This window comes from Elusimicrobiales bacterium (assembly GCA_041651175.1).
GTDB lineage: Bacteria > Elusimicrobiota > Elusimicrobia > Elusimicrobiales > Elusimicrobiaceae > JAQTYB01.
Genome location: JBAZJT010000008.1, coordinates 80,993 through 106,943, shown reverse-complemented (window position 1 = coordinate 106,943; position 25,951 = coordinate 80,993). Strand labels below are relative to the sequence as shown.

General features: G+C 59.9%; 26 protein-coding genes. 15 read left to right on the top strand and 11 right to left on the bottom strand.

Translation table 11 applies throughout. The features are described 5' to 3' along the window. The 3 genes from WC421_06270 to WC421_06260 form a co-directional block, all read right to left on the bottom strand. The coding region (locus tag WC421_06270) for a hypothetical protein (protein ID MFA5161833.1) at positions 1 to 229 on the bottom strand (229 nt) is incomplete at its 3' end. A gap of 500 nt (positions 230 to 729) precedes the next feature. After that, positions 730 to 1,143 (bottom strand): hypothetical protein, encoded by a 414-nt coding sequence (locus tag WC421_06265; protein MFA5161832.1) that lies wholly within the window; start codon positions 1,141 to 1,143, stop codon positions 730 to 732. Positions 1,144 to 1,164: 21 nt separating this feature from the next. After that, positions 1,165 to 1,746, bottom strand: a complete 582-nt coding sequence (locus WC421_06260) for a hypothetical protein (GenBank protein MFA5161831.1) — start codon at positions 1,744 to 1,746, stop codon at positions 1,165 to 1,167. 210 nt (positions 1,747 to 1,956) lie between these two features. On the opposite strand from WC421_06260, the gene WC421_06255 reads away from it, so the two are divergent. The 8 genes from WC421_06255 (at position 1,957) to pyrE (ending at position 9,301) form a co-directional block, all read left to right on the top strand. After that, positions 1,957 to 3,201, top strand: coding sequence for a hypothetical protein (locus WC421_06255; GenBank protein ID MFA5161830.1), 1,245 nt, complete (start codon positions 1,957 to 1,959; stop codon positions 3,199 to 3,201). Between the two features lie 398 nt (positions 3,202 to 3,599). Then, a complete protein-coding gene (pyrR, locus tag WC421_06250; GenBank protein MFA5161829.1) occupies positions 3,600 to 4,145 on the top strand; it encodes a bifunctional pyr operon transcriptional regulator/uracil phosphoribosyltransferase PyrR in 546 nt (181 codons plus the stop codon). Next, positions 4,142 to 5,071, top strand: coding sequence for an aspartate carbamoyltransferase catalytic subunit (locus WC421_06245; GenBank protein ID MFA5161828.1), 930 nt, complete (start codon positions 4,142 to 4,144; stop codon positions 5,069 to 5,071). Before pyrR ends, WC421_06245 begins: the two co-directional genes overlap by 4 nt. Next, positions 5,068 to 6,357 (top strand): dihydroorotase, encoded by a 1,290-nt coding sequence (locus WC421_06240; protein MFA5161827.1) that lies wholly within the window; start codon positions 5,068 to 5,070, stop codon positions 6,355 to 6,357. Before WC421_06245 ends, WC421_06240 begins: the two co-directional genes overlap by 4 nt. 1 nt (position 6,358) lies before the next feature. After that, a complete protein-coding gene (locus WC421_06235; protein MFA5161826.1) occupies positions 6,359 to 7,120 on the top strand; it encodes a dihydroorotate dehydrogenase electron transfer subunit in 762 nt (253 codons plus the stop codon). Beyond that, positions 7,102 to 8,025 (top strand): dihydroorotate dehydrogenase, encoded by a 924-nt coding sequence (locus WC421_06230; GenBank protein ID MFA5161825.1) that lies wholly within the window; start codon positions 7,102 to 7,104, stop codon positions 8,023 to 8,025. The genes WC421_06235 and WC421_06230 overlap by 19 nt, the downstream gene beginning before the upstream one ends. Beyond that, complete coding sequence (pyrF, locus tag WC421_06225) at positions 8,022 to 8,732, top strand: orotidine-5'-phosphate decarboxylase (GenBank protein ID MFA5161824.1); 711 nt, start codon at positions 8,022 to 8,024, stop codon at positions 8,730 to 8,732. The genes WC421_06230 and pyrF overlap by 4 nt, the downstream gene beginning before the upstream one ends. Beyond that, complete coding sequence (gene pyrE, locus WC421_06220) at positions 8,729 to 9,301, top strand: orotate phosphoribosyltransferase (protein MFA5161823.1); 573 nt, start codon at positions 8,729 to 8,731, stop codon at positions 9,299 to 9,301. Before pyrF ends, pyrE begins: the two co-directional genes overlap by 4 nt. A 50-nt stretch (positions 9,302 to 9,351) precedes the next feature. On the opposite strand, the gene WC421_06215 is transcribed toward pyrE, so the two are convergent. Next, complete coding sequence (locus WC421_06215; protein MFA5161822.1) at positions 9,352 to 10,797, bottom strand: class I SAM-dependent methyltransferase; 1,446 nt, start codon at positions 10,795 to 10,797, stop codon at positions 9,352 to 9,354. Positions 10,798 to 10,845: 48 nt separating this feature from the next. Here WC421_06215 and ahcY point away from each other — a divergent pair, with 48 nt between their 5' ends. From ahcY to tilS, 3 genes are all read left to right on the top strand, one after another. Further along, a complete protein-coding gene (gene ahcY, locus WC421_06210; protein MFA5161821.1) occupies positions 10,846 to 12,270 on the top strand; it encodes an adenosylhomocysteinase in 1,425 nt (474 codons plus the stop codon). Positions 12,271 to 12,372: 102 nt separating this feature from the next. Next, entirely contained in the window at positions 12,373 to 13,491 is a 1,119-nt protein-coding gene (locus WC421_06205; protein MFA5161820.1) for a hypothetical protein, read from the top strand. A 12-nt stretch (positions 13,492 to 13,503) separates the two neighbouring features. Further along, positions 13,504 to 14,271, top strand: a complete 768-nt coding sequence (gene tilS, locus WC421_06200; protein MFA5161819.1) for a tRNA lysidine(34) synthetase TilS — start codon at positions 13,504 to 13,506, stop codon at positions 14,269 to 14,271. Here tilS and WC421_06195 read toward each other — a convergent pair. From WC421_06195 to sppA, 3 genes are read right to left on the bottom strand one after another with little or no spacing between them, the layout of a single operon-like run. Beyond that, complete coding sequence (locus tag WC421_06195) at positions 14,222 to 14,890, bottom strand: NAD(P)H-hydrate epimerase (protein MFA5161818.1); 669 nt, start codon at positions 14,888 to 14,890, stop codon at positions 14,222 to 14,224. The genes tilS and WC421_06195 overlap by 50 nt on opposite strands. Next, the gene (locus WC421_06190; GenBank protein MFA5161817.1) at positions 14,890 to 15,471 is read right to left on the bottom strand and encodes a hypothetical protein; all 582 of its coding nucleotides are present in this window, start codon (positions 15,469 to 15,471) and stop codon (positions 14,890 to 14,892) included. Before WC421_06190 ends, WC421_06195 begins: the two co-directional genes overlap by 1 nt. 3 nt (positions 15,472 to 15,474) lie before the next feature. Further along, entirely contained in the window at positions 15,475 to 16,491 is a 1,017-nt protein-coding gene (gene sppA / locus WC421_06185) for a signal peptide peptidase SppA (GenBank protein MFA5161816.1), read from the bottom strand. Between the two features lie 50 nt (positions 16,492 to 16,541). On the opposite strand from sppA, the gene WC421_06180 reads away from it, so the two are divergent. Genes WC421_06180 through WC421_06170 form a run of 3 tightly spaced genes read left to right on the top strand, consistent with a single transcriptional unit; the run spans position 16,542 to position 19,935 of the window. Further along, positions 16,542 to 18,422 carry a ComEC/Rec2 family competence protein gene (locus WC421_06180; GenBank protein ID MFA5161815.1) on the top strand — a complete coding sequence of 627 codons (1,881 nt, stop codon included), beginning with the start codon at positions 16,542 to 16,544 and terminating at the stop codon, positions 18,420 to 18,422. A gap of 24 nt (positions 18,423 to 18,446) precedes the next feature. Beyond that, positions 18,447 to 19,217 (top strand): glycosyltransferase, encoded by a 771-nt coding sequence (locus tag WC421_06175; protein MFA5161814.1) that lies wholly within the window; start codon positions 18,447 to 18,449, stop codon positions 19,215 to 19,217. After that, entirely contained in the window at positions 19,207 to 19,935 is a 729-nt protein-coding gene (locus tag WC421_06170) for a methyltransferase domain-containing protein (protein ID MFA5161813.1), read from the top strand. The genes WC421_06175 and WC421_06170 overlap by 11 nt, the downstream gene beginning before the upstream one ends. Here WC421_06170 and WC421_06165 read toward each other — a convergent pair whose 3' ends face one another. From WC421_06165 to pepT, 4 genes are read right to left on the bottom strand one after another with little or no spacing between them, the layout of a single operon-like run. Next, positions 19,936 to 20,946, bottom strand: a complete 1,011-nt coding sequence (locus tag WC421_06165) for a sugar phosphate nucleotidyltransferase (GenBank protein ID MFA5161812.1) — start codon at positions 20,944 to 20,946, stop codon at positions 19,936 to 19,938. Beyond that, complete coding sequence (locus tag WC421_06160; protein MFA5161811.1) at positions 20,946 to 22,238, bottom strand: peptide MFS transporter; 1,293 nt, start codon at positions 22,236 to 22,238, stop codon at positions 20,946 to 20,948. The genes WC421_06165 and WC421_06160 overlap by 1 nt, the downstream gene beginning before the upstream one ends. A 34-nt stretch (positions 22,239 to 22,272) precedes the next feature. After that, on the bottom strand, positions 22,273 to 23,019 hold the full coding sequence (locus tag WC421_06155; GenBank protein ID MFA5161810.1) for a hypothetical protein: 747 nt from the start codon (positions 23,017 to 23,019) through the stop codon (positions 22,273 to 22,275). Then, the gene (pepT, locus tag WC421_06150; protein MFA5161809.1) at positions 22,998 to 24,227 is read right to left on the bottom strand and encodes a peptidase T; all 1,230 of its coding nucleotides are present in this window, start codon (positions 24,225 to 24,227) and stop codon (positions 22,998 to 23,000) included. The genes WC421_06155 and pepT overlap by 22 nt, the downstream gene beginning before the upstream one ends. A gap of 277 nt (positions 24,228 to 24,504) precedes the next feature. On the opposite strand from pepT, the gene WC421_06145 reads away from it, so the two are divergent. Beyond that, complete coding sequence (locus WC421_06145; GenBank protein ID MFA5161808.1) at positions 24,505 to 25,950, top strand: glutamine synthetase family protein; 1,446 nt, start codon at positions 24,505 to 24,507, stop codon at positions 25,948 to 25,950. The last annotated feature ends 1 nt before the right edge of the window (position 25,951 follow it).

Sequence of the window (25,951 nt, the reverse complement as noted above, 5' to 3'; positions counted from 1 at the left end):
GTGTTGCCACCGTCTGGGGTATGGAACCCGGCATTACGGGGGAATTCTTAACCCCGTCTATGACGGTTTCAAGCGCCACGTTTGCCTGGCTGAGGGCAAGCGCGTTCTTGTCCATGGATGCGTTGGAGGTCGCCACCATCCCGGACATGGCCGCTATAGTCAGCGCCATCGCTGCCAGGGCTCCCACAGCCGCCAGCAGTTCAACCAGCGTCGCTCCGTGTTTATTCATAACTCCTCCTTAAGTGTGTTCCAGCTGCACAGTTTGCGACCGCGGTTCCAGCAAAAAAAACTTATTCTTCTTCAGCGCACATGCGCACACGCGCATTGCCGAGAAGACTGCCTTTCAAGAACCGCCGCACTGCAACCTCACCGTGCTCCTGATATAGTATACCCCTTCCCGCGCGCATGTCAAGGCCTAATTTTTCAGCAGCGCAGAAACGTCTGTGGCCGTCGGAGAAACGGACTCCCCAAGCCCGGAAATTGCAGTTGGACAGCGGGATTCTGCGGCAGCCGGCGGGCATTCCTGTGCAGAGTTTTCCTCACATGCCGGACGGGCATGCGCGTCAAATTCCGCGGCGGACTGTCCGCGCCATACGCCGCCCCAGGTCCCGCTGTCGGCTGCAATTTCCGGGCAGGAGAAAGAACCGGCCCGAAAGCGCGGCGCCTGGCCGGCACCCGGCATTGTAACGGAATATTGCGTGTGGTATGCAGCCCGGCGGCTTGCCGGCGCTACATCAGGGCCCCGGGGCCTTTTATAAAGAAGGGGAAGGAACGTTGTCCCGAAGCCTCCAGGGTATAAACGGTGGAAAATCCCATCGGCGACGGAGTTGTTACTTTTACCGTCCAGGTTCCGCCTGCCCTTGATATGGTATAGGTTATTTTGCAGGGCGTGTTGCCGACATTGTAGGTGAAAGTTGTGGTTCCGCTGCTTTTCCCAGAGCCTATCGCCAGCACTGCCATGCTTGCTCCGGCTTCGCAGGCGCTGCGCGCTATGGTCCTGTCCAGGGTTTGCCGCAGGTCCTCCATCTTGCTGTTCATCATCACCATGGTGCAGACGATGGAGGATGTCATGAACAGGATGATACCCAGCACCATTATCAGCGCAAAACCTTTGTTGTTCGCTTGTTTGAGATTGCTTGCCATAAAGCCGATGCTCCTTGGCTGCTATGTCCAGCTGAAATTGGATATCGTCAGGCGAAGCTGGTCGTTGACATAGAACAGCGGTATCGTGGACAGCGTGCGCGTTCTGGTTATACCGTCGTCGGTGTCTTTCCACTGCACCGTAACTGTGATGTTGGGCGCGTTGTTCATGGACGCCATGCGGACAGTGTTTACGCTTACCACCACGCTGTTCGGCGCTCCTTTGGGCACAAGGCCTGCCGTTTTCAGGTTGATTCCCGGAAATATAAGCCCGCAACTCGCGGATGTATATGCGCTGCTGGAGGATGATGAACTTCCGCCAAACAACGACGACAACAGCCCGCCCAGCGAACCGAGCCCGCCGCTGGCGGAGCATGTCATGCTGGTTGACGGCATAAACGTGCCCGCGGCGGCGAAGGACAGCGCGTCCCTGCACAGGTTGATGGCGACATAATCGTAATCCGACGTCCTGAAATTCCGCTTCACGGCGGTGTAAAACGTCATGTACGCGCCTACCATGGTCGCCAGCAATGCTGTGGCAACCACTATTTCGGCCAGCATGAAACCTTTTCTGCCAGTAGCTTTGCGAACAGAGCGTAAGCGCATCTTTTCATCTCCATTCATGAATTTCAAAACTCCGCGTCTCCAGTCTTATCCTACCGCTTTGCCTTGTCAAAGTCAACAGTTTTGTTCCTGTGAAAAATCGCGTGAAAAATCGCGTTGACACGTGGCAATGCAATTGTTAGCATTTACGCTGTTACACGGCGCGGGAGACCGCGCCCGTTTCGGGGAGAGAGACTAATCAAGGAGATGCTAATGAAAAGAACAGGATTGCTTGCGGCGGCCGCGCTGTGCGTTTCCGCATTCGCGCAAATCGGATTCGCCACCGACTATTACTGGGATACCTGGCCCGGTGGCACCCGGCCAGCGTATGTAGACAAAACCAAACAGGTTGACATAAATGCCTTCCTGCCGTGGACGTCCGGCGGCTCCGCCAGGGCGATGGGCATGGGCGGCGCGGTTACGGCCGCAGCCGAGGGCCTGGAAGCGGTTGAATACAACCCTGCCGGCCTTGCCAAAGTCAAACATGTGGAAGCCGAACTGCTGACGGTGATGAACCACTCAAAAGTGGCCAACGATAACGGCAGCAAGGAAACAAAGAATACCGTAACCCCCACCTTGGGCGGAGTTGCGCTGAAGGTCGGTCCTCTTGCGCTGGGTCTGAGCATGAAAAAACCGTATTTCACCGACACTTACCTGAAATACGGCAGCATGCAGTACACCCATGCGCCGGATGACTGGACCATAGCTTACAAAACGCTTAGCGATCAGATGGACGTATCCAACCTCAACACCTACGCGCTCACCGGCGCGCTTTCGCTGGGACGGCTGGATTTGGGCGTCAACCTGAATTATATCAAGGGGGATGCAACGCGCACTGTGCGCGGACAAACCAGCGATTCTCTTCCCCTGCCCAACGCTAACAGCCAGTTCAAATCCGTTGACACGGTGAACTTCAAGGGCTACACCGCCGACATCGGCGCCATGCTCAACCTGGGCGTGCTGACGCTGGGCGCCTCCGGCAAAAATATCGTCGGCAGCGTAGACACCACCGAACGCTATCTCTGGCGGGATAACTTTGACGTGGGCAGCGGCAACTGGTTCGTTTACGACCCGGTGAAATATCACGGGGCGTCCACCAAAACCATCACCAAGTTTGCACCGACCTACAGCTTCGGCGCGGCTTTGGGGCTGGGCAAGGTGCTGACCATTGACGCCGACTACCAGATAGCCAAGCTTGACGCCGGCAACAAAACGCTGGGCAAACTGGGCGCGGAGCTGTGGGTAATCCCCGGCTTCCTGGCGGCGCGCGGCGGCATACAAAACGACTTCACCAACATGGCCGATTTTGTTGACCGCAAATCCGCAGCCTACTTCCTGGGCGCGGGCGTGAAGATATTCGCGCTGACGGTTGACGCGTCGGTCTCGCTGGCCAGCGCGGAAGCCGCGCAGGACGGCGGCAGCTTCACTGGCGCGCTTTCGGCGCAGCTGAAGTTCTAAACCGGTTCGCAATCAAAGCAGGGGCGGGCAAATGCCCGCCCCTGCTTTTTTATTTGCCCGTTTCCCGCGGGTGACAGCGGGAAACGGCGCGGCAATCGGCGCGGCCAGCCCGCCGGAACATCTGACGAGCATACCCGTCCGGCACGTGCGGAAAATTCCGAGCGGGACTGTCCCGCCAGATTTTTTCATAGATATAACCGCATGCCGGAACGGATTTCGCAGTTGACTCGTATTCGCATTGATTGCTAGATTAAGTGAAACAGTATCCTTTTAAAGCCGGCACCGAGAGGCCGGAAAGGGAGGCGGATTATGACACAAGCGCGCTTTGCCGGCGGTATCACGCGGGCAAGGCTTTTTTATTTTTACGCCGGGGAATTCCGAATCAAATGGAGACAGCAATGACGACAAAACATCCCGCGCCGCTTATGGACGCCGGCGCGATAGAGCGCACCATAAGCCGCCTCGCCCACGAGATAGCCGAGCGCCGCGGCGACGACGAGACTTTGGCCATTATCGGCATCAGGACGCGCGGCGCGCATATCGCCGACCGGCTGGCCGACCGGGTGGGCGTCATAACCGGAAAAAAAATCGCGCGCGGCTATGCCGACATCACGCTTTACCGCGACGACCTCAGCCAGTTGGCCGAGCAGCCGCTTATGCGCTGCACTGAAATCGGTTTCGACGTGCAGGGCCGCGCCGTCATTCTGGCCGACGATGTGCTCTACACCGGGCGCACGGTGCGCTGCGCCATAGACGCGCTTATAGACCTTGGCCGTCCCGCGCGCATAGAGCTTGCCGTGCTGGTTGACCGGGGCCACCGCGAACTGCCCATACGCGCCGACTACGTCGGCAAGAACGTCCCGACGGCGAAAAACGAGATAGTGCGCGTCCGCCTCAAGGAAACGGACGGGACCGACGAGGTCTCGCTGGAGAAAATGCCATGAAATGGACCAGAAAAGACCTTTTGGGGCTTGAATACCTCTCCGCCGCCGAGATAGAGCATGTGCTGGAGGTTACGGATTCTTTCAAACAGGTTACGACGCGCGCCGTCAAAAAAGTGCCCACGTTGCGCGGCAAGACGGTGGCCAACCTGTTTTTCGAGCCGTCCACCCGCACTTCCGCCTCTTTTGAGCTGGCGGCAAAGCGGCTTTCCTGCGACGTGATGAATCTCAATATTGCCACCTCCAGCGTCAAAAAAGGCGAAACGCTGGTGGATACCGCCCGCAACATAGAGGCCATGAAGGTTGACATCATGGTGATACGGCACGGCATGTCGGGCGCGCCGGTGATGGTGTCGCGCGCGGTCAAAGCCTGCGTCATCAACGCGGGCGACGGCTGGCACGAGCATCCCACCCAGGGCCTGCTGGACCTGTACACGTTGCGCTCCAAATTCGGGAAACTAAAGGGCGTCAATGTCAGCATCATAGGAGACATCGCGCATTCGCGCGTGGCGCGCTCCAATATCTGGGGGCTCACCAAGCTGGGGGCCAACGTAACCGTCTGCGCGCCGAGAATGCTGCTGCCGGAGGGCGCGGAAAAATTCGGCGTGCGCGCCGTCTCCAGCCTGGACGCGGCGCTGGAGGGCGCGGACGCGATAAACGTCCTGCGCATGCAGTTTGAGCGCGACGCGGCGCAGGCGTTCCCATCGCGCGCGGCCTACTTCCACGAATTCGGCGTTACGCAGGACAGGCTTAAAAAGGCCAAAAAGAACATCGTGGTAATGCACCCCGGCCCTATCAACCGCGGGCTTGAAATGTCCAGCGAGGTGGCCGACGGGCCCAATTCGGTCATTCTGGAGCAGGTGACAAACGGCGTCGCCGTCCGCATGGCCGTGATGTATCTGACCGCTATGGCAAGCGAGGCGATATGAAATATCTCATAAAAAACGGACGCTGCGTTGACCCGGCCTCAAAACTGGACGCCGTGCGCGACATGCTGGTCTCCGACGGGAAAATAGAGGCCGTCGCGGCGAAGCTGCCGGCGTCCGGGGCGGCGCAGGTTATTGACGCCAAAGGAAAAATCGTGCTGCCGGGGCTTGTGGACATGCACGCGCACTGGCGCTGGCCCGGCGGGGATTCGGAGACTGTGGCAAGCGGCTCGCGCGCCGCGCTCAAGGGCGGCTTTACCGGCGTTCTGATGATGCCAAACACCGACCCGCCCGTGGACAATGCGCGCACCGCCCTTGAACTGGCCGAGACTGTAAAGAAAGAGTCTCTGGTGCGCGCCTATGCCGCCTGCGCGGCCACAAAAGGCAGGCAGGGCGCGGAACTGTCCGATTTCGCCGCGCTCAAGGCCGCCGGCGCGGTGGCCGCCACCGACGACGGCTCCTGCATCTCCGCCGACGATGTTTTCCGCAAGGCGCTCAAGGCCGCGCGGCACAACGGCCTTGCGCTGATAGACCATTGCGAGGACAAAAAACTATCCGCCAACGGCGTGATGAACGAAGGCTTCACCGCCGGCAAGCTGGGCCTTCGGCCCATCGCGCGCGCCGCCGAGTATGAAATGGTCCGCCGCGACATAGAGTATGCCCGGGGGCTGGACGCGCCGGTGCATATAGCTCATGTTTCCTGCAAAGAATCCTGCGAGATAATCAGGAAAGCCAAAAAAACCGGCGCGCCGGTTACGGCGGAGGCCGCGCCCCACCACTTCTCGCTTACCGAGGAGGCCTGCTGCGGCTACGACACGCGCACGAAGATGAACCCGCCGCTGCGCTCCGCCGAAGATGCCGCCGCGCTCAAGGACGCCTTGGCCGACGGGACCATAGATGTTATCGCCACGGACCACGCGCCGCACGGACTGCACGACAAATACGTGGAATTTGACGCCGCCGCCTTCGGCATAATCGGCCACGAGACGGCGCTTAGCCTGGCGGTGATGGAACTGATAGACAAAAAGATAATCACCTGGCTGCGGCTGGCCGAGCTTATGTCCCATGCCCCGGCGAAAATCCTGGGCATTGCCGGAGGAACGTTGGCCAAAGGCGCGCCCGCGGACATCACCGTCGTGGACCCCGCCGTGAAGTGGATATACGCGGCCTCCGGCATAGAATCGCGCAGCAGGAATTCGCCGTTTGTAGACAAGGAGCTTTGCGGCCTGGCCACGGAGGTTTTCGTGGGCGGCAAGCTGATGCTTCTTGGCGGGAGAATACAGGCCTGATATGCGCGCAAGGGATTGCAGGCTGCTTTCAAACCGCAAAGCGGCGGAGGGGATTTATCTGGCGGTCCTGTCCGCGCCGGAGATAGCCGCGGAGGCCGCGCCGGGGCAGTTTGTCCACGCCAGCCTGGGGGACGGCGGGCATATGCTGCGCCGGCCTTTCAGCATACACGGCGCGGCGGACGGGAAAATAGAGATACTCTACCGCGTCGTCGGCGCGGCGACGCTGGCGATGTCCTCCCTGCGGGCCGGCGCGACGCTTAACCTGCTGGGGCCGCTGGGCAAGCCGTTTCCCGCGCCGCGCGGCAGGGCGCTGCTGCTGTGCGGCGGAATGGGGGCCGCGCCGCTGGCTTTTCTGGCGCGCAGGCTTGCCGGAAAAACCGAGATGACCGCCCTGATAGGCGCAAAGACGGCCTCCTCCGTGCTGTGCGCGGGGGGGTTCCGCAAGGCGGGGGCGAAGGTGATGGTCTGCACCGAGGACGGCAGCCGCGGGCGCCGCGGCCTTGTTACGGAGCAGCTGGAGGCCCTGGCCGCGCCGCAGACGGCGGTTTTCGCCTGCGGCCCTAACGGGATGCTAAAGCGCGCGGCGCAAATCTGCGCGCGGGCCGGGGCGCGGTGCTGGGTCTCGCTGGAGGAAAAAATGGCCTGCGGCATAGGCGTCTGCCTGTGCTGCCCGGTGCCGGTCGTCTCCGGCGGGTATAAAAGCGTATGCAAGGACGGGCCGGTATTTGCCGCCGGGGAGGTAGATTGGCGCAACTTCAGGTAGACATCGGCGGCCTGCGGCTGAAAAACCCGGTGATGACGGCCTCCGGCACTTTCGGCTGCGGCCTGGAATTCGCGGAGTTTTACGATATAAACCGGCTGGGCGCGGTCGTCACCAAGACAATCACGCCGCTGCCGCGCGCCGGCAACCCGCCGCCGCGGGTAGCGGAAACCGCGTCTGGAATGCTCAATTCCGTGGGCCTGCAGAACGGCGGGCTTGCGGATTTCATCGCCAACAAGGCCCCCGCGCTTAAAAGACTCAAAACCGCCGTTGCGGTAAGCATATCGGCCGCAAGCCCGGCGGAATTTGCGGACATGGCGCGCGCTGTCGCCGGCAGCGGCTGCGCGGACGCGCTGGAGCTGAATCTGTCCTGCCCGAATGTCCTGCACGGCAATGTGCGGCGCATGGTTTCCCAGGACGCGGCGGCCACAAGGCGGACCGTGGCCGCCGTCGCAAAAATTTGCCCGCTGCCGCTGATAGCCAAACTCTCTCCCAACGTGACGGATATAACTGAAATCGCGCTGGCGGCGCAGTCCGGCGGCGCGGCGGCGGTATGCGTCGCCAACACAATACCAGCCATGGCGGTGGATTTGCGCTCGCGCAGGCCGCGGCTGGCCAATGTCTGCGGCGGGCTAAGCGGCCCGGCGATAAAACCGGTCGCGCTGAAGCTGGTCTGGGACGTTGCGCGCGCGGTGGAAATCCCCGTCGTCGCCTGCGGCGGGATAATGACGGCGGAGGACGCGCTGGAATTTATTCTCTGCGGCGCGGCGGCGGTGGAAGTTGGCACGGCAAACCTGGTCAACCCGCGCGCCGCGCTCGACATCGCCCAAGGCATTGCGCAGTGGATGGACGCGAACAAAATCGCCGCTCTGGCTGAAATACGCGGCAAACTGGAGGCCGCAGCATGAAACCGCAGGATAAACTTATAGTGGCTCTTGACTACTCCGACGAAAAACCCGCGCTGGAACTGGCGCGCCGGCTTGAGGGGAAGGCGGGGGCATTCAAGGTCGGCAGCCAGCTTTTCACCGCGCGCGGGCCGCATGTGGTGGAAAAATTGCGCGCAATGGGTTTTGAAGTGTTTCTGGACATGAAATACCACGATATTCCCAACACCGTCGCCGGCGCGGCAGCCGCCGCCGCGGAGCTGGGCGTTTTCATGATGACCATGCACGCCAGCGGCGGCGCGGAGATGATGCTGCGCGCGCGCGAGGCGGTTGAAAAAGCCGCGCCCGGAAGGACGCCGCTTTTAATAGCCATTACCGCGCTTACCAGCATGAACGCGGGGGCATGGGAATCCATCGGCATGGCAGGGGACGTAAAAACGGCGGTTATCCGGCTGGCGCGGCTGGCCCAGGCGTCCGGGATGGACGGGGCGGTTTCCTCGCCCGAGGAGACCGCTGCGCTGCGCGCCGCGCTGGGGGCGGATTTCAGGCTTATAACCCCCGGCATACGCCCGGCGGGCAGCGCGGCGCAGGACCAGAAAAGAATCGCCTCGCCTGCGGCGGCGGTGGCGGCGGGGGCGGATTATCTGGTGGTGGGCAGGCCGGTTACCCAGGCGGCGGACCCGGCGAAAGCCTGCGATGAAATTCTGGCTGAAATAGGAGGAGCGTTATGAATCAGGAACGCGGGCTTGAAATTTTTTCCGGAAGCGGGGCCTTGCTTTCGGGCCATTTTCTGCTTTCCAGCGGGCTGCACAGCGACCGGTACATGCAATGCGCCCTGGTGCTGCAAAACCCGGCGGCGGCTTCGGAGCTTTGCGCCGCGCTGGCGGAAAAGCTGCGCCCGCTCAAGCCGGATTTCGTCATAGGGCCGGCGATGGGCGGAATACTGGTCGCCTACGAACTGGCGCGGCATCTCGGCGTGCGCGCGCTTTTTGCCGAGAGGGAAAACGGCGTCATGTCGCTGCGGCGCGGCTTTTCCATAAAGCCGGGCGAAACCTGCGTCATCACCGAGGATGTGGTAACCACCGGCAAGTCAACCAAAGAGGCGCTTGAGGTGGTCTCCGCCAGGGGCGGGCGGCTGGTTGCGGTGGCCGCGCTGGTGGACCGCTCCGGCGGGAAGGCGGATTTCGGAGTTCCGCTGGAAACCGCGCTGAAGGTGGACATCGCGGCATGGCAGCCGCAGGACTGCCCGCTCTGCGCGAAAAACATCCCGCTTGTAAAGCCCGGTTCCCGCGCGAAATAGCCTCCGCTTCCGGGCGGCGGAATTTGCCTGTCATAGCCGTTGTGGCGGGATTATGCCTGCTGCTCCTGCGGGGAGGGGGCGGGTTGTTTGGGTTTTCTGGCTATCAGATAGGCAAGGTAAGGCTTGCAGTCGCCTTCCTCCACTATTTCAAAACCACTGTCCGCGAATGCGCGTTTCATTATCATTATTGAAAGATACATCGGCATCGCAAAGCGCGGGTTTGACTTGGGGCCGGCGGCGTATATGTCCGCCAGAGTTTTTGCCGCGGCTGTAAACTGCGGCAGGATATCTCCGGCTTTTTCCTTAAGGGCCGCGATTTCGCCTGCTTTCAGCGGCGTGAATTTCAGGTAGGCGTCCTTTATGGCGCGGGTTTTATAGGTTACCGGCGTCTTGCCGATGACGCTTTTGGCGAACAGATTCATTCTGGCGGCTATCAGCTCGCCCGGGTAATCCGGGAAATCCTTGAGGTGCACGGCCAGTCCGCCTGGCTTTAATACGCGCAGCGCCTCTTTCAGAAAAATATTGAAATCGTTGGTGGAGAATGCGTCAAAGCATTCCAGCCCGACTATGGCGTCAAAGGAATCCGGCGGGAACGGCGTGCTTTTGGCGTCGGTGTTGATGAATCTGGTGCCGAAGCCGTGCCTTACCGCGTAGGTGTGCGCGCAAAGGTTTTTTTCCAGTTCAATCCAGCCGGGGCGCAGTTCCTCCGGCAGATGTTTCCAGAGAAAGCCTCCTCCGGCGCCGGGCTCCAGCACGGCGGAATCGCGGTTGAGGCCGCATCTTTCCACCAGGATGCGGCGCGTTTCGCTTTTGAAAGTTTCCGGGTCCTCGTATCTGCGCCGGGCATGCTCCAGCAAAAGAAAATTCCAAACCTGATAATCGTGCGCGCCTCTGCCCAGATAAGCCGTTTCCGCGCCTGCGAATTTGAACTCCTGCAGCGCCAGGAAATTGTCGGCGGTTACGGTCAGAAAAAGCGCCAGCGCAACTCCCAGCGTGATAGCCATCAGCGAGGGACGCTGTGCGGCGCCGATCATGCGCATTGCCAGTCCGTAAAAAGTTATCAGGAAAGCGATGTTGGCCATGGAACTGTTTCTTCTGGGGGAGACGGTATAGTCCGGCCCGCTTATGGCGACTACATTGGCCAGCGCCCCGGCCTCCTGCGGAGTGGAGCCTTCGGCATGTATTGTTATGACCGGCACGGAGAACGGATTCCACAAGCTGCCGGAAACCGTTATGCCGCAGCCCAGAAAACGGGCTTCCGCAACGTGCCTGAAGATGTGTTCCGCTTTGCGCTTTGCCAGAAGGAAGTTTCCGCAAAAAATACCCAGCAGCACGGCCAGCGCCAGCCGCGCGGGGAGCGGCAGGCCGCGCAGCAGGAACGAATACGCCACCATTCCGTAAGCCACCATAAATGGCACGGCGAAAACGGCCAAAGTTGAAGTCCAACTCTCCCTGAGTTCAAAGCTGCCTGCCGGCTGTTGCTGCTGAGGATTCATGGCTCCATTGTAACAGATTTCGGGGGATATTTTATGTAAAATGTATTTATGACGACAACGGCGGAAAGGACCATTATGAACGATTACAAAGTGAAGGATCTCTCCCTTGCCGAATGGGGGCGCAAAGAAATCTCCATCGCGGAAAAGGAAATGCCGGGACTGATGTCTATACGGCACAAATACGCAAAGGCCAGGCCGCTGGCGGGCGCGCGCGTCATGGGCTCGCTGCACATGACGGTGCAGACGGCGGTGCTCATAGAGACATTGAAGGCGCTTGGCGCCCAGGTGCGCTGGGCAAGCTGCAATATCTTTTCCACGCAGGACCATGCGGCGGCGGCCATAGCCAAGGCCGGGGTGCCGGTTTTCGCCTGGAAGGGCGAAACGTTGGCCGAATACTGGCTGTGCACGGAGCGCGCGCTGGCTTTTCCCGGCGGCAAGGGCCCCAATCTGGTGGTTGACGACGGCGGCGACGCCACCATGATGCTGCACCGCGGATACGAGGCGGAGAAAAACCCCGCCGTCCTGGACGCCCCCGCCGGCGGCCCCGATGAGGCGGAACTTAACAAATGCTTAAAGGCCATTCTGAAGGAAACGCCCCGCCGCTGGCATGAGGCGGTCGCGGACTGGAAAGGCGTCTCCGAAGAGACCACCACCGGTGTCCACCGGCTTTACCAGATGGCCGAAAGAAAGGAACTGCTGGTTCCCGCCATCAATGTCAACGATTCGGTTACCAAGTCCAAGTTTGACAATCTCTACGGCTGCCGCGAATCGCTGGCGGACGGAATCAAGCGCGCCACCGGCGTGATGGTGGCGGGCAAGGTCTGCGTCATCTGCGGCTATGGCGACGTGGGCAAGGGCTGCGCCAAGGCCATGCGCGGGCTGGGCGCGCGGGTTGTGATAACGGAGGCGGACCCCATTTGCGCGCTTCAGGCCGCGATGGAGGGCTACCAGGTCGCGCGGGTGGAGGACACCCTCGGTTACGGCGATATTTACGTGACCGCCACCGGCAACCGCGACGTGATCACCGTCGAGCATATGCTGCACATGAAAGACCAGGCCATCGTCTGCAACATCGGCCACTTTGACAACGAGATACAGGTCGCCGGGCTGGGCGGGACCAAGGGCGTGAAAATCACCAACATCAAGCCGCAGGTTGACAAGTATTCGCTGCCCGGCGGGCGGGATATTTATATCCTGGCCGAGGGGCGGCTTGTAAATCTGGGCTGCGCCAACGGGCATCCGTCCTTTGTGATGAGCAACTCTTTCTCCAACCAGACTCTGGCGCAGCTGGACCTGTGGAGCAAGCCGCGCAAACCCGGCGTCTACCGCCTGCCCAAGGCACTGGACGAGGAAGTGGCCCGGCTGCATCTGGACAAGATAGGCGTCAGGCTCACCACGCTCACCAAGGAGCAGGCCGATTACATAGGCGTTCCCGTAAGTGGCCCGTTCAAGCCGGAGCATTACAGGTATTGAGAACCGTCCGAAAAAACGCCGGGGCGCGCATTGCGCGCCCCGGCGTTTTATTTGGGACTTTCGGCTCTTGCGCGGCGGGGGCGGGGGCGGTATGCTGGTTATATGACACTGCTTTGCGCGTGGCTGATATGCGCTTTTACCTCCGCGTCCGGCGCGGACTGGGACGGCGCGGGTGCCCATGCCCTGTTTTCAAAGGCCGGGAATATGCCCGTGCCGCAGGCGGAGGCAGCCTCCGCCGGGAAGGGGTTGTCTTATTCCGATGTCTGCTCCGCCGGCGGCTCGGATTCCGGCGACAGGCGCGAGGCGCGCCGCCTTGCCGGGCTTAAGGCGATACAGCGCGAAGTGCGCCCCAAATTCTCCGCGCTGGTTAAAAAATACAAGCTGCCGGAGCCGGACGCGGGCGATTACATGGGCTCCGCGCTGCGCAGCATCTCTTTTACGCCGCCGTACCCGTACAACACCGCAAAGGCAAAGGAGGCGCTTGCCGCCTTCGCCATGGCGCTGGAGGCTGCCGCGCTAAAGCGCGCGCCGCTGCCGGATTACGGCGTGATAAAATCGGAGATGATTGCGCGCATACGCGCCTCCGGCGTTTCCGATAAAACCAAGGCCGAGCTTGTCCGCCGGGTGGAGCTGACCGAACTTGTGCTGCCTTCCCGCTATATCACGGATTTCATAACCACCGGCGGCGAGTTGTGGCCGCTTATAGACCAGCTCGCCTCCGACCAGGCGTGGAACGCTTCCTATGACGACCTGGGCGGCGCGTCAAACCCGAAGCTGGAGCGGAACCAGAGCGTGGTTGTGGTGTTTCCCGGAATGCTGCTGGCGGAGGCGCGCGGCGGCCCGCATCTGGATTTCATACTGGCCCACGAGACGGCGCATTCCATAGACTCCGGCAAATTCCCGGAGATGTACGCGCCGCTGTCGGCCTGCATGCGCGACAATTTCGGCGTTTCATTCAGAGATTGGAGCGAGCCGGCAGCGGATTACTGGGCTGACGATGTTATCGCCTCCAGGGCCGCCGGCGCGGGCGGGCTGGATTATCTGCGAAAATCATACGAGGTCATCTGCGGCACCTCCGGCGAGGCCGGCTCGGTGCTGGAGCATGTTACTCAGATGGACCATCCCTCCGGCGCGTACCGGATAGAAAACATTCTGGGCCGCAACCCGCTGCTGCGCGGGGCGCTGGGGCTGCCGCCGGAAAACTCCGCCTGCCGGTTGTAGTACAATAGCTCAATGGATAAATTCTCTGCCGCGGTCTGGAACAGGCTTTGCGCGTTTTTCGCCGCGCGTTGCCTGCCGGAAAAGGGGGGGATTCTGGCGGCGGTGTCCGGCGGGCCGGATTCCGTGTGCCTGCTGCATTTCCTGCGCGGGATGTCGCGCCGGCACGGGTTCGGGCTGGCGGCCTGCCACGTAAACCACGGGATACGCGGCGCGGCGGCGGATGCGGACGAAGATTTTGTCCGCCGGCTGTGCCTGAATTGGAATATACGTTTTGTCTGCGCGAAAGTCTCCGCGCCGAAGGCCGCGAAATCCCGCAAAATGAGCCTTGAACACGCCGCCCGCGCGCTGCGCTACCGCGCGCTTTACCGCGCCGCCAAAAAAGAGGGCTGCTCCCTTGTCGCGCTGGGGCATCATCTGGACGACCATGCCGAGACTATCATTCTGAATCTGCTGCGCGGTTCAAATCCGGCGGGGCTGCTGGGTATTCCGATGCGGCGGCCCATGGGCGCCAAATTTCCGGGCGTGGAGGTTGTGCGCCCGCTTCTTTGCGTCAACCGCGCGGAGATAAACGGCTATCTTTTGCGGCACGGGCTTGCCTGCCGCACCGACGAAACCAATTTTTCGTCCGAGTATACCCGCAATTGGGTCAGGAACGAACTGCTGCCGCTTATTGCCGCGCGGCAGCCGAAATTCGGCGAGCATCTGCTGGAGTTGTCTTCAAAACTGGCGGCTATGATCGGCGCAAAAGCTCATCCGGAAAACCTATATCCAGAACTTTGAGTTTGCCGGTGTATTCCGCGGCCTGCGGTTTCAGCAGTCCGGTTTTGGGGAGTCCGAACATCAATGTGGCCGCCGCTTTTACGCAGGCGCCTTCATGCAGCCCGGTGTCGGGATCCATTCCCGAAGGCAAATCCAGAGAAACCACCGGCTTGCCGCAGCCGTTGAGCGCGGCTATCAGTTCCGCGAATATCCCGCGCGGCGCGCCGGAGGAGCCGGTTCCCAGCAGTGCGTCCGCAGCGATATGGCATTTTGCCAGCGCGTTTGTAACCGCGTTTAAATCCGTAACCTCGCGCGCGGAAACATGCGCCAGACAGGCGCGCTTGAGGTTTCTAAGCGCCAGCGTCGGATAGCCGTTTTCCTGCGGCGGGACTATGAAAACACGGGCCTGCGCCTTCGCGTTGAGCAGATGGCGCGCCGCCACCAGCCCGTCGCCGCCGTTATTGCCCCTGCCGCAGATTATGACGCAGGAAAATTCCTCAACCGGAACGGGGGACATCGCCAGTATTTCGGCTGCAGCGGCTTTGCCGGCGTTTTCCATCAGCCTGTCCGCCGAAATGCCGTAACGGGATGTCGCCAGGGTGTCTATCTCCCGCATTTCGGCGGCGGTAACGGGGTGCATCAGCTTAGCATCGTTATCACGCCGCCAGCCAGCGCGGCAATCAGGAAGGCTGCGGCGGCCAGCAGGACCAGCGCCATCGCCGCAAAAGGCGTCAGCAGCGCGGCCCAGGCGCGCGGCGCGGTGGTGCCGTAGGCCGGGCGTACCATCTCCGCCGCCAGCCAGAACTGCAATACGGTTACGCAGAAATAGGCAACGGCGCCCGCCGCCATGGACGAGGGCGAGAAAGCCTCCAGCGCAAGCCCGCAGGGAATCAGAAGCAGCTTTGCAAAACCGCTGGTTCCTATGGCGGCGAACATGCTGCGCGCGCTGCCCCGCTCCCCGGAAACATCCAGCACGAAATGGCTCAGGGCCGCCCAGAAACAGCCGAAAACCGTTTCCAGCGCGGCCAGCGCGAGTATGGCGGCCAGCATCACCGCGGGCGACTGTGCCGGCCCGCCAAGACTCATCCATATCTGCGTTCCCGCCGCGCCCGCGGCGTAGCCGGCCAGCGCGATGGCGCCGGGTCTGTGCGCGATAAGCCGCGCGGATGTCTGCCGCGGCGCGGAGGCGAGGTCTTCAATCGCAAGAAGCAGCGTTGTCATAAGCTAATACGCCCACAGATACGCCAGGCGCGGGCCGGAGAAATTGTCCAGTCCCGCCAGCGGCAGCCGCAGCCCCAGCGCCGAGTTGAGCAGGGATATAATGCGCTGCATCGGGTCCGCGTCCCTGATGATGCGGGGGGTCTTGTCCAGCTTGGCCAGGCCGGAGGCGAGGCCGACGGCCTCCTCCTCTCCGCCCAGCGCGTCTATCAGTTTCAGTTTTAACGCCTGGTTGCCGGTGAAGACCCGCCCGTCGGCCAGGGTTTTTAGGTCCTCGTCGCCGAGGGGGCGGCCTTTTTTGACCGCGCCGCAGAACTGGGAGTAGGCGTCGTCTATGACGCCCTGGAGAATCTGCTTTTCCTCCGTCGTCATGGGCCGGAACATGGAGCCTATGTCCTTATGGCTGCCGGATTTTATGGGGTTCATCGTTACCCCGATTTTCTTGAAAAGCCCTTCCACGTTGCTGATTTGGAATATGACGCCTATGGAGCCGGTCAGCGTCCCCGGCTGGGCCACTATCTTGTCGCAGGCCGCGGCTATGTAATATCCGCCGCTTGCGGCCACGTCGCGCATAAGCGCTACGACGGGCTTTTTCTGTTTGGTTCTGGCGCGGAGGATTTCGTCGTATACGGCCTGCACCGCGCCCACCGAACCGCCGGGAGAGTTTATATCCACGACAATGGCTTTTACGTCTTTGCGTTCCGACATTGCCTTGATGCGCGCCGCCAGGTGCTGCGCGCCGCGTTCAAAGGGGGAGGAGGAATAGCTTTCGCTTATGACGCCGCGCACGTTTATCCACCCTATGCCCGGCTTGGAGGCGTTAAGCAATGCGGATACTGTTTCTTCTCCGTCCAGCTCGCCGGGCCCGTTTTTGGCGGCGCCGGGCGCGCCGCGCATTATAACCACCAGCGCGCATATTATGGAAAGTGCCAACAGCGCTGCGGACGTTTTGACCCACAGCGCCGGGCGCCGGGGCTGCTCCGGGGCGGGGGGAGCCGGTCGTGCGACATTTTCGTTTTCCATGGAAGCCTCCGTAATCTGTATTCCGCAAATTATACATATAATACAACAATATGCATCCGTCTTATTACCGCAGGCCGCTGTTTGTCGCGCTGGTTCTGCTGGGGGCGTGGATATACTTCTTCCGGCGCGATGTGCGGCCCCCGCCGGGGGATGTGTCGCTGCTGTGCCCGCTGAAAAACGCTGTTATTGAGGCTGGTCCCTCGGAATTCCAGCGGCTGCGCGGCGGAAAGCCGACCGCGGTAGTCCGGGTGAAATCGGTCAACGGGCTGCCGGCGCACGGCGGGCTGCTGGTGAAGCTGCCGGACGGGGCGTCGGTCCGCTGGCGGGCCGCGACGCGCTTTCGCGGCGATATGGAGGCGCCGCGCGGCGCCGCAGTTCCGGGCGGACTGGACTGGCCGCTCTATCTGCGCCGGCAGGGAGTGTTTGCCGAGTTTGATGCGGTTTCGGCGGAGGAAATCTCGCCGCCCCCGTTTATAGCCCGCGCGGCTTTCGCGGCAAGGCGGCAATTGGGGGAATTCCTGAAATCCCGTTTTGAGCCGGAGGCCGCCGCCGTGCTGGCCGCGCTGGCGCTGGGCGATAAGGACGGCATGACCGATGAAATCGCCGCGCCTTTCCGGGATTCTGGGACCATTCATCTGCTGGTGGCGTCGGGGACGCATGTGGCTTTCGTGCTGGCCATAGTATATTTTCTTTGCCGGCTTCTGAGCATAAGGCGCGGGTATCAGGAGGCCGCCGTGGCAGCGGCGGCGGGGTTTTATGTGATAGCGGCGGGAATGAACCCGCCGCTTTTGCGCTCCTACGCGATGGCGCTGTCGGCCATGGCGGGCTACCGGCTGCAGCGCGAATCCGGAGCTTTCGCGGGACTGGTGCTGGCCGCCTTCTGTGTGCTTTTAACGGACGGCCAGTCGCTTTTCAAGCCGGATTTTCAAATGTCGTTTCTGGCGGTGTTTGCGATAATAACGGTTTTTTCCAATATGGAGCTGCCGCGCGGGCGGCTGCGCTGGCTGGTTGAATGCGCGGTAATGACGGCGGCGGCGCAGCTGGCGCTTTTCCCGGTCTGCGTGGAGGTGTTCCACAGATATTCGCTGGCGGCTTTTATAGCCAATATCCCGCTTGTGCCGCTGGCCGGGGCGCTGATGGTGCTGATTTTCGCCTGCGTGGTTTTCGCCGCGCTGAAACTTGCGCCGCTGACGTATGCCGCCGTGAAGCTGACCGCGTTCGCGGTCTGGCTGTTTGCGCGGCTGGCGGAAGTTTTTGCTTCTTACAGCTGGTCTGCGGTGTGGGTTCCATCTCCCGGAGCGGGAGTTATGTCCGCTTATTGCTGCCTGGCCTTCTGGATTCTGCATCTGCCTTCGCCGCAGCGGGCGAAAAAGCTGTTCCTTCCGCTGCTGGCCGCGGGAATTTGCGCTGTCGCCGCGCAATATGTTTTTGCGCCGCCGCAGCGGATGTGGGAGTATCATTCAGGCAAAACCTCCGGCGCGATGCTGCGGGCAAAAGGCCTCGGCCTTGTGATGGCGGACTGCGGATTCAAGGGGGACGCTCTTTTCAGGGCCGTCTTGGAATCCGGCGGCAGGGAGATAGATGTTTTGCTTTTATCCTCGCTTTCGGAAAGTTCCTGGCGCGGGCTGGCCGGGCTGGGACGCAATGCCGCGATAGGCGCGGTTTATCTGCCGCACGGCCCGCTTGCGCCGGAGCTTGAAAAGGAGCTGCTGCGGCTGCAAACCGCCGGTACGCAAATCCGCAGGCTCTGGCCCGGCGACGAGGTTGTCGCCGCGGGATGGAGAATTTCCGCCGTGCGGGGGATTCACCATTCGCGCAAAGGCCTCTGGCGCGAGGCCGGTTACAGCGGCAACCCGGAGCAGGATTCCCTTTCGTTCATCGCGGAGCGCGGCGGCTTCGCTTTCCTGTACAGCCGGCGGGGCTGGTCCTGATGAATTATGTGTTATCATCAACTTATGCAGCTTTCATTAAATGGCGCGCCCAGGGCTTTTATTGTCATTCCGGCGTATAACGAGTCCGGACGGCTGGGGAATTTGCTTTCGGAAATCAGGGATTTTAATGCCGCCGGCCAGGCCGATATTGAGTTCCTGGTGGTGGACGACGGCAGCCTCCCCGAGGAAAGCGGGAAAATGTCCGCTCTGGTAAGCGGGCTTGGCTTGCCGGACAAAGTATCTTTCTCCCGCCGGGACAAAAATTGCGGGAAAGGCGCCGCGCTCAGGTTCGGGTTTGAAAAGGGACTGAGCACGGACCGTGATTATATGGGGTTTATAGACGCCGACGGGTCTGTTCCCCTGCCGGAACTGGCGCGCGCGCTGCGGGAATTGCATTGCGGTTCCGGCAAGGGCTTTGCGGCAATTACCGGCGCGCGCGTCAAGATGCTGGGTTACGACGTAAACCGCAATCCTCTGCGCCATTACGCGGGCAGGGTGTTTGCCACATTTGTTTCGCTGGTTTCGGGGGCGGGAATATATGATTCCCAGTGCGGCCTCAAAATTTTCAGGCGGGACGCGCTGGCCCGGCATTTGAACGCGCCGACGGATTGCCGCTGGGTCTGGGACACGCAACTGCTTTTTTCCATGCTGGCCGCCGGGGAGAAAATCCTGGAAATGCCGGTGAGCTGGCGGGAGGTTCCGGGCTCCAAGGTCTCTTTGATTAAGGATCCGCTTGTAATGGCGCTGCATCTGGCGCAGTTTCAGATGAAGCTGCGGAAACTGAATGGATATTAAGGAACACAACAGCGGCGTGCGTCCCGAAAATCACTGGTATTACCGCACCAAACGGATTCCGCTGGCCGAATATTTTGACAGGACGGCGCGCATAATGTCGCCGGTGAATGTGGTGGATATCGGCGCGGGCTCCGGCTGTTTCTCCGATTATCTGGCCGGGCATGGCCGCGGGAAAATAGAAAATATAATCAGGGTTGATGCGGCCTATGAATCCGAAACCTCGGCGGGGGACAGCCGCATTTCCGGGCAACTGATTACCCTTCGGCAAATGCCAGCGGACATCCGGCGTTCCCTGATTGTGCTGATGGATGTTCTTGAGCATATAGACGATGACGCCGGATTCCTGCGGGATGTGGTTTCCCGCTGCCGGGGGGGGAACAGGGTGTTTATAACGGTTCCCGCTTTTATGGGCCTGTGGTCCGCCCATGACGTGTTTTTGGAACATAAAAGGCGCTATACTCTCTCGCAACTGGAGAAAACGGCGGAGGGAGCCGGCATCCGTCTGGAAAGGGGATACTATATATACGCCGGGATATTTCCTCTCGTCTGGCTTATGCGCCGTTTAAGGCGCGGCGGCAAGCCGGTCTCCGACATGAAAGACAACGGCAAAGCGCTCTCGTTTATTCTGGAACGGCTGATACGGCTGGAGATGCCGTTCAGAAAATACAACAGGTTCTGCGGCCTTACCTGCGTGGTTGAGGGAATTATAGCGGGATAGCTATTCCGCCAGGCTTTTCGGGTTCAGCAGGATTTCCGAATTCTCGCCGATATTTATCTGCTGGCCGGCGCCGGCCAGCGCCGCGCCTGGGCCTATAAGCGAATTGTTCAGGATGGCGCTGCTTATGCGCGCGTTTTCGTTTATGATGGTGTCGCTTATTATGGAGGAGGATATTCTGGCGCCTTCCCCCACCGACACATAAGGGCCGATGATGCAGTTTTCCGCGCGGGCCGTCTTTGCCATGTAAACCGGCGGAACCACCAGACAGCCCGGCAGCCGCGGGGAGAATTTTGCCCTGTGCTTGTTGAGCAGGTGGCGGTTGGTTTCCAGCAGGGTTTCGGGCTTGCCGCAGTCGTGCCAGCCGTCTATCCCGGCGGGGCGTATTTTGAGGCCGTGGCGGACCATGTTCATTATCGCGTCTGTAAGCTGTATCTCCCCGCCGGTGGTCTTGCCGGAGCGTATAAGCCCGTCCAGATTTTTGCGCAGCGCGGCGCAGTCGGTGAACGAATACGCGCCCACTATCGCCAGGTTGGATTTAGGTTCTTTCGGTTTTTCAACCAGGGAGCTTACGAAGCCGTCTTTTATCTCCACCACGCCGAAGCGGCGCGGGTCCGCCACCTCGCGCACGCCGATGCGGCTTTCGCGGAATTCTATGAACTGGCGCATGTCGCCGTCCAGGATTGTGTCGCCCAGCAGGATGAAAACGGGGCCCGAAACGCCTTTTGACGCCAGCCATACCGCATGTCCCAGTCCGCGCGGCTGCGGCTGCTCCACATAGGTTACGTTCAGATGGGGATAGCGGCTGTCCACATAGGCGCGGATTTTGTCGCCCATGTAGCCGATGACCATGCGGATTTCCGGTTTGCCTATTTCCTCAAGCTGGTCCAGAATATGCCCCAGTATCGGCTTGTGGCCCACGGTCAGCAGCACTTTGGGAAATGTGTTGGTGTGGGGCTTTAGCCTTGTGCCCGCTCCGGCCACCGGGACTATGGCGGTGAAACGCTGCCGCATCAGTGCACCCCGTGCATCCAGCGGTTAAGCGGCTTTACCAGCAGGAACAGGAAGAAGGCGGAGACGAACGCCGTCGCCGCCAGTATCATAAAGAATACCGAAAGTTCCATGCTGTCATAACAGCCGGCGAACCGACCGCCGATGATATTGGCTGCCGCGCTGGAGAGGAACCATGTCCCCATCAGCAACGATGCGAATTTAGCGGGAGCCAGCTTTGTTACCATGGACAACCCGACCGGCGAGAGGCACAGTTCCCCGATGGTGTGCAGGAAATACGCCGCCGAAAGCCACATGAAACTTATCGGCGCGCCCGTCGCCTTGTACTCTCTGGCCGCAAAAATCATCACCACAAACCCCAGTCCCAGAAACACCAGTCCCCAGGCGAATTTTTTGGGAGTTACCGGCTCGATGCCCTTGTCTGCCATCCAGGTCCACAGCCGGGAAAATGGCAGCGCAAGCAGTATGATAAACACCGGGTTCACCGCCTGGAACCAGCTTGCCGGGAAAGTCCAGCCGAACAATGTCCTGTCGGTGGAGCGGTCCGCGAACAGCGTAAGCGAAGTGCCCGCCTGTTCAAACGCGGCCCAGAAGAATATCGCAAAGAAGGTGAGTATGAAAATCACCGCCACGCGCTGCTTCTCCTCCAGAGTCAGCGGTTCGCTGGCTTTATGGACCGGCTCGCCCTCCACTCCGGGAGCCGAGCATGCCGCCGGCCCCATGCACAAATTCCCCAGCGCGCTGCGGCTGTTTAGCAGGAATATCGCAAGCCCGACCAGCATTCCCACCGAGGCGGACCAGAACCCGTAACGCCAGCCGAAATTCTCGCCCAGGTATCCGGCTATAAGCGGCGAGAGCATCGCTCCGATATTTATGCCCATGTAGAAAATGGTGAAGCCGCCGTCGCGCCTGTGGTCGCCCGGCTCGTATAGTTTTCCCACAATGGTGGAGATATTGGGCTTGAAAAATCCGTTGCCCAGAATGATGGTCAGCAGCGAGGGGAAAAACAGTTCTTTTGAAAACCCCAGCAGGAAATATCCCGCCGACATCAGTATCGCGCCGATTGTGATGCACTTGCGCTGGCCCAGGTATCTGTCCGCTATGTAGCCGCCCAGCAGTGGGGCCAGATAGACCAGCCCTGTGAACCAGCCGTAGACGCTGCCGGATTTTTCGGTGGAAAACATCAGGTATTTCACCATGTAGAGCGTGAGCAGCGCGCGCATTCCGTAATAGCCGAAGCGCTCCCACAACTCCACCGAGAACAGCATGTAAAGCCCTTTAGGATGTCCTTTCATAATAAAACCTCCGCCGGAGTGTTCACATTATACTTTATTTGCTGTTTAGTCCCGGTTTCCCTGCCTCGCATAGAACGCGCTTTGCTTTGACACGGCATTTGTGATTTGCGCATTGCGCTCCGCGGTAGTCCAAAACCGGCTTTTCTCCTGCTTTGCATTTATCCTGCGGATTTGTCCCGTCCGCCATAAATTGTTCGCCATCCTCGCAGCCATAGGCGATAGCAAATGGTTCGTAATAATTGAAAGCGTCGTATTCGCATTGCGATTGGCGTATTGCGCAATCGCTGTCACGTTCGCAATATTGCCGGTTCTGGATGTAGGGCAGCAATTCGGGGACGGCGGAAACAGTGAGGCCAAAGCCTTCGCGACATATTTTTGAAGCGGCGGGCCTGGTGTCGGATTTCAAAAGCGCATAGTAGACGGCATTGAATGCATCTTTTATGGAGTAAGGGCCGGTTTTATCCCAAACGGTAGTTTCCTTTGTACTATAGGACAGTATTTCTACGTCGCCGGTTTTCAGGTTTAGATGGTTGGCCAGGAAACATGTCATCTCTTTGCCGTATTCCTTGCAAGCGGGACCATAGCCGGGTTCATGTCCATCTTGTTTTCGCGCCACCGAAAGACGGTAGAGAACCGGTTCCGGTGTTTCTGTGGCAATAGACAGAGTAGGCGGGTGAATAAGTGAAAGACTGTCCTTTTGCTTGTCCTGCGGTTGGGCATGGCATATGTCTGCGCACATTACAAGCAACAGGAACGTTTTCACCGGGAAGCCTGTTCCCACTGGCGCAGGATGGCTATTACCGCGCGCGCGGATTTTTCCATGCCGTGCAGCGACACCCATTCCCTGTCGCCGTGGAAACAGGCGCCGCCGGTGAAAATGTTCGGCGTCGGCAGCCCCATGAAAGACAGTCGCGCGCCGTCGGTGCCGCCGCGCACCGGCTTTATGCGCGGGACAATGCCTTCCTCTTTCATGGCGGCAAGCGCGTGTTCCATCACCTGCGGATGCTTGTCCAGCTCGCTTTTCATGTTGCGGTACTGCTGGGTGAATTTAAGCTCTATGCGCGCGGCGGGGTATTTAACCCGCTTTTCGGCGATTATGGCTTCCAGCATTTTTTCCAGCGCGCGGAGTTTTTTGAGGTCATGCTCGCGCGCTATGCCTTTCAGTGCGGCAGATTCTATTCCTGCCGCGCAGGCGGTGAACATTATAAAACCCTCCCGCTTTTCCGTGGTTTCTGGCAGCATGTTCTCCGGCCAGGAGGCGGCGATGTCGGCTGCTATGCGCACGGCGTTGGCCATAACGTTTTTGGCCGAGCCGGGATGCACGCTCTTGCCGGTAACGGTTATGGCGATGCCGTCGGCGTTGAAGGTTTCGTCCTCTATTACGCCGGCGGTGTCGCCGTCAACGGTGTAGGCGCAATGCGCGCCGAATTTTTTCAGCGGAAAACGGTTTGCTCCGCGGCCTATTTCCTCGTCCGGAGTGAAGGCGATTTTAAGCGCGCCGTGCTTTATTTGCGGATTGTTTTTCAGGAAATTGGCGGCGGCCAGTATTATCGCCATGCCCGCCTTGTTATCCGCGCCCAGCAATGTCTTTCCGGAGGCGGTTACAATGTCCTCGCCGATGCACTTCTTAAGCTCCGGCGAGTCCGCAGTCGTCAGCATGACGCCGGGGGCGATTTTGATTGGGCCGCCTTTGTAATTGCGGTGGATTTGCGGCTTTACATTCGCGCCGGAGGCGTCCGGCGCGGTGTCCAGATGGGCTATAAATCCTATCGCGGGGACTTTTTTGGCGGTGTTTGCCGGCAGTTCCCCCAGCACATATCCGTTTTTATCCACCGAAACTTTTTTAAGCCCGATTTCTTTCATTTCCTGCGCGGCAAGGCGGGCAAGCTTTAACTGCCCAGGCGTGGAGGGGCAGGTTTTGGAAGCCTCGTCGGATTTGGTGTCTATTTTGACGTATCGCTCAAAACGGCGGTATAATTCGTTTCTCATAGCGCAATTGTCGCAAAACCGGCGCATTGTTTCAATGATGTTTTACTACGACATCACCCGTTTTTTGAAAAGCTGTGGCGTATTGGCAAACGACAGTAAAAACGGCATCAAACCACGAAACACACGAAACACACGAAAAGGGAACAAAAAAGTTTCCGGTAGTTGTTCCCGCCTTGTTCCAGAGCCTTTTCGTGTGTTTTGCCGCTTGCAAGTTAGCTTAAAACTGCTATACTTTATCTTAGGAAGGCGATTTAATATCTTAAAAGGAGGCAGTTAAATGCTTAAACAAAGGACGGAAGCGCCCCTCAAAAACTTCCTGGAAATTCCCTATGATGAGCTGGAGGCCATGAATCTCTCCGCCGTAGAGGCGGCGGAAACCCTGCCTGCCGCGGAACTTGAAAAGAAACACCGCGCCTATCTGGAAAAAGAGAAGTATCTGAAAGCCGTTACGCTTTGTTTTTCCGATATAGAAGGGCGTTTCCACATGCTGGATTATGACAAGCATTTTTTTCTGCGCGCGGCGGACAACCTGACTTTTGACGGCTCGTCCATACGCGGGTTTTCCGCGCAGAAGGAGTCCGACCTGCGCCTGGCAGCCGACTGGAGTAGCATATACTGGCTTCCCTCCGACGTGTTCGGCCCCGGCAAGGTGATAATGTTCGCCACCGTCTTAAACCGCGACAAGACGCCCTATGAATCCGATTTCCGCGCCCGCCTTTTTGAGCTTGCCTCCGGCCTCAAAAAAACGCGCGGCATCACCGCAAACGTTTCCGCCGAGGTGGAAGGCTTCCTTATAAACGGCCTCAATGCCGAGCAGAATTACGACAAGGTCAAGGGTTTTGACCTCATCTCCACCGGCGGGTATTTCAACTCGCTCCCGCTGGACCGGCTGAAGATGTTCATTGACGCCTCCGCCGAGGCGCAGCGCGCGATGGGCTTCCGCAACGAAAAAGACCATCCCGAAGTCGCCCCCTCGCAGTTTGAGCTTAACTTCTCCTACGCCCATGCGGTGCGCGCCTGCGACATGATACAGCTCTACAAGCTGGTTTGCCGCCAGGTCGCCGCCAACATGGGGATGACCGCCACCTTCCTGCCAAAGCCCGTCTCCGGCATAAACGGCAGCGGGATGCACCTGAACCTCTCTTTCTTCAAGGGCGGCAAGAACATATTCCACGACGCGAAGGGGGAGGGGAATTTGTCCCCGGTGGCGTGGGATGCGATATCGCGCATACTCAATCACGCGCAGGAACTCTCGCTGGTGCTTAATCCCAGCGTGAACGCCTACCGGCGGCTGGACCCGCATTACGAAGCCCCCAACCAGATAAAAGTCTCGCCGGTGGACAGGGGCTCCATGATACGGATTCCCGCCGGAAACGAGAAATCCGCGCGCATAGAAATCCGCTCCGTCGCGCCGGACGCCAACCCGTATCTGGCGCTGCATGCGCTGCTCAAAACCATACTGGACGGCCAGCCGCTCACCAAAGACGAGACCAAGCGCGACCGCGTCCGCTATCTGCCCGGCAATATTTACGATGCGTTGCGCATATTCCGCTCCAGCGAGTTCATCAAGTCCGCGCTGGGCGCCGCCTCTCACGAGAAATACGCCTCCTACAAGCAGGCCGCTGCGGAGAGAAGCCCCAAGGAGCTTGGCTCCATAGTGAAATCGTCGGAAGTGCTGTTTCATCACGAGGTTACAAACCAGATGCTCTGGCACAAGTTCTGAC

Bases quoted from the DNA above. Each gene is read 5' to 3' on its own strand.
- WC421_06180 (MFA5161815.1), top strand. From the start codon at position 16,542: ATGCATCCGTCTTATTACCGCAGGCCGCTGTTTGTCGCGCTGGTTCTG.
- WC421_06170 (MFA5161813.1), top strand. From the start codon at position 19,207: ATGGATATTAAGGAACACAACAGCGGCGTGCGTCCCGAAAATCACTGG.
- WC421_06255 (MFA5161830.1), top strand. From the start codon at position 1,957: ATGAAAAGAACAGGATTGCTTGCGGCGGCCGCGCTGTGCGTTTCCGCA.
- WC421_06160 (MFA5161811.1), bottom strand. From the start codon at position 22,238: ATGAAAGGACATCCTAAAGGGCTTTACATGCTGTTCTCGGTGGAGTTG.
- pyrR (MFA5161829.1), top strand. From the start codon at position 3,600: ATGACGACAAAACATCCCGCGCCGCTTATGGACGCCGGCGCGATAGAG.
- WC421_06240 (MFA5161827.1), top strand. From the start codon at position 5,068: ATGAAATATCTCATAAAAAACGGACGCTGCGTTGACCCGGCCTCAAAA.
- pyrF (MFA5161824.1), top strand. From the start codon at position 8,022: ATGAAACCGCAGGATAAACTTATAGTGGCTCTTGACTACTCCGACGAA.
- WC421_06260 (MFA5161831.1), bottom strand. From the start codon at position 1,746: ATGCGCTTACGCTCTGTTCGCAAAGCTACTGGCAGAAAAGGTTTCATG.
- tilS (MFA5161819.1), top strand. From the start codon at position 13,504: ATGGATAAATTCTCTGCCGCGGTCTGGAACAGGCTTTGCGCGTTTTTC.
- WC421_06190 (MFA5161817.1), bottom strand. From the start codon at position 15,471: ATGACAACGCTGCTTCTTGCGATTGAAGACCTCGCCTCCGCGCCGCGG.
- ahcY (MFA5161821.1), top strand. From the start codon at position 10,846: ATGACGACAACGGCGGAAAGGACCATTATGAACGATTACAAAGTGAAG.
- pepT (MFA5161809.1), bottom strand. From the start codon at position 24,227: ATGAGAAACGAATTATACCGCCGTTTTGAGCGATACGTCAAAATAGAC.
- WC421_06245 (MFA5161828.1), top strand. From the start codon at position 4,142: ATGAAATGGACCAGAAAAGACCTTTTGGGGCTTGAATACCTCTCCGCC.
- WC421_06215 (MFA5161822.1), bottom strand. From the start codon at position 10,797: ATGAATCCTCAGCAGCAACAGCCGGCAGGCAGCTTTGAACTCAGGGAG.
- WC421_06175 (MFA5161814.1), top strand. From the start codon at position 18,447: ATGCAGCTTTCATTAAATGGCGCGCCCAGGGCTTTTATTGTCATTCCG.
- WC421_06195 (MFA5161818.1), bottom strand. From the start codon at position 14,890: ATGCACCCCGTTACCGCCGCCGAAATGCGGGAGATAGACACCCTGGCG.
- WC421_06205 (MFA5161820.1), top strand. From the start codon at position 12,373: ATGACACTGCTTTGCGCGTGGCTGATATGCGCTTTTACCTCCGCGTCC.
- WC421_06145 (MFA5161808.1), top strand. From the start codon at position 24,505: ATGCTTAAACAAAGGACGGAAGCGCCCCTCAAAAACTTCCTGGAAATT.
- WC421_06265 (MFA5161832.1), bottom strand. From the start codon at position 1,143: ATGGCAAGCAATCTCAAACAAGCGAACAACAAAGGTTTTGCGCTGATA.
- sppA (MFA5161816.1), bottom strand. From the start codon at position 16,491: ATGGAAAACGAAAATGTCGCACGACCGGCTCCCCCCGCCCCGGAGCAG.
- pyrE (MFA5161823.1), top strand. From the start codon at position 8,729: ATGAATCAGGAACGCGGGCTTGAAATTTTTTCCGGAAGCGGGGCCTTG.
- WC421_06165 (MFA5161812.1), bottom strand. From the start codon at position 20,946: ATGCGGCAGCGTTTCACCGCCATAGTCCCGGTGGCCGGAGCGGGCACA.
- WC421_06235 (MFA5161826.1), top strand. From the start codon at position 6,359: ATGCGCGCAAGGGATTGCAGGCTGCTTTCAAACCGCAAAGCGGCGGAG.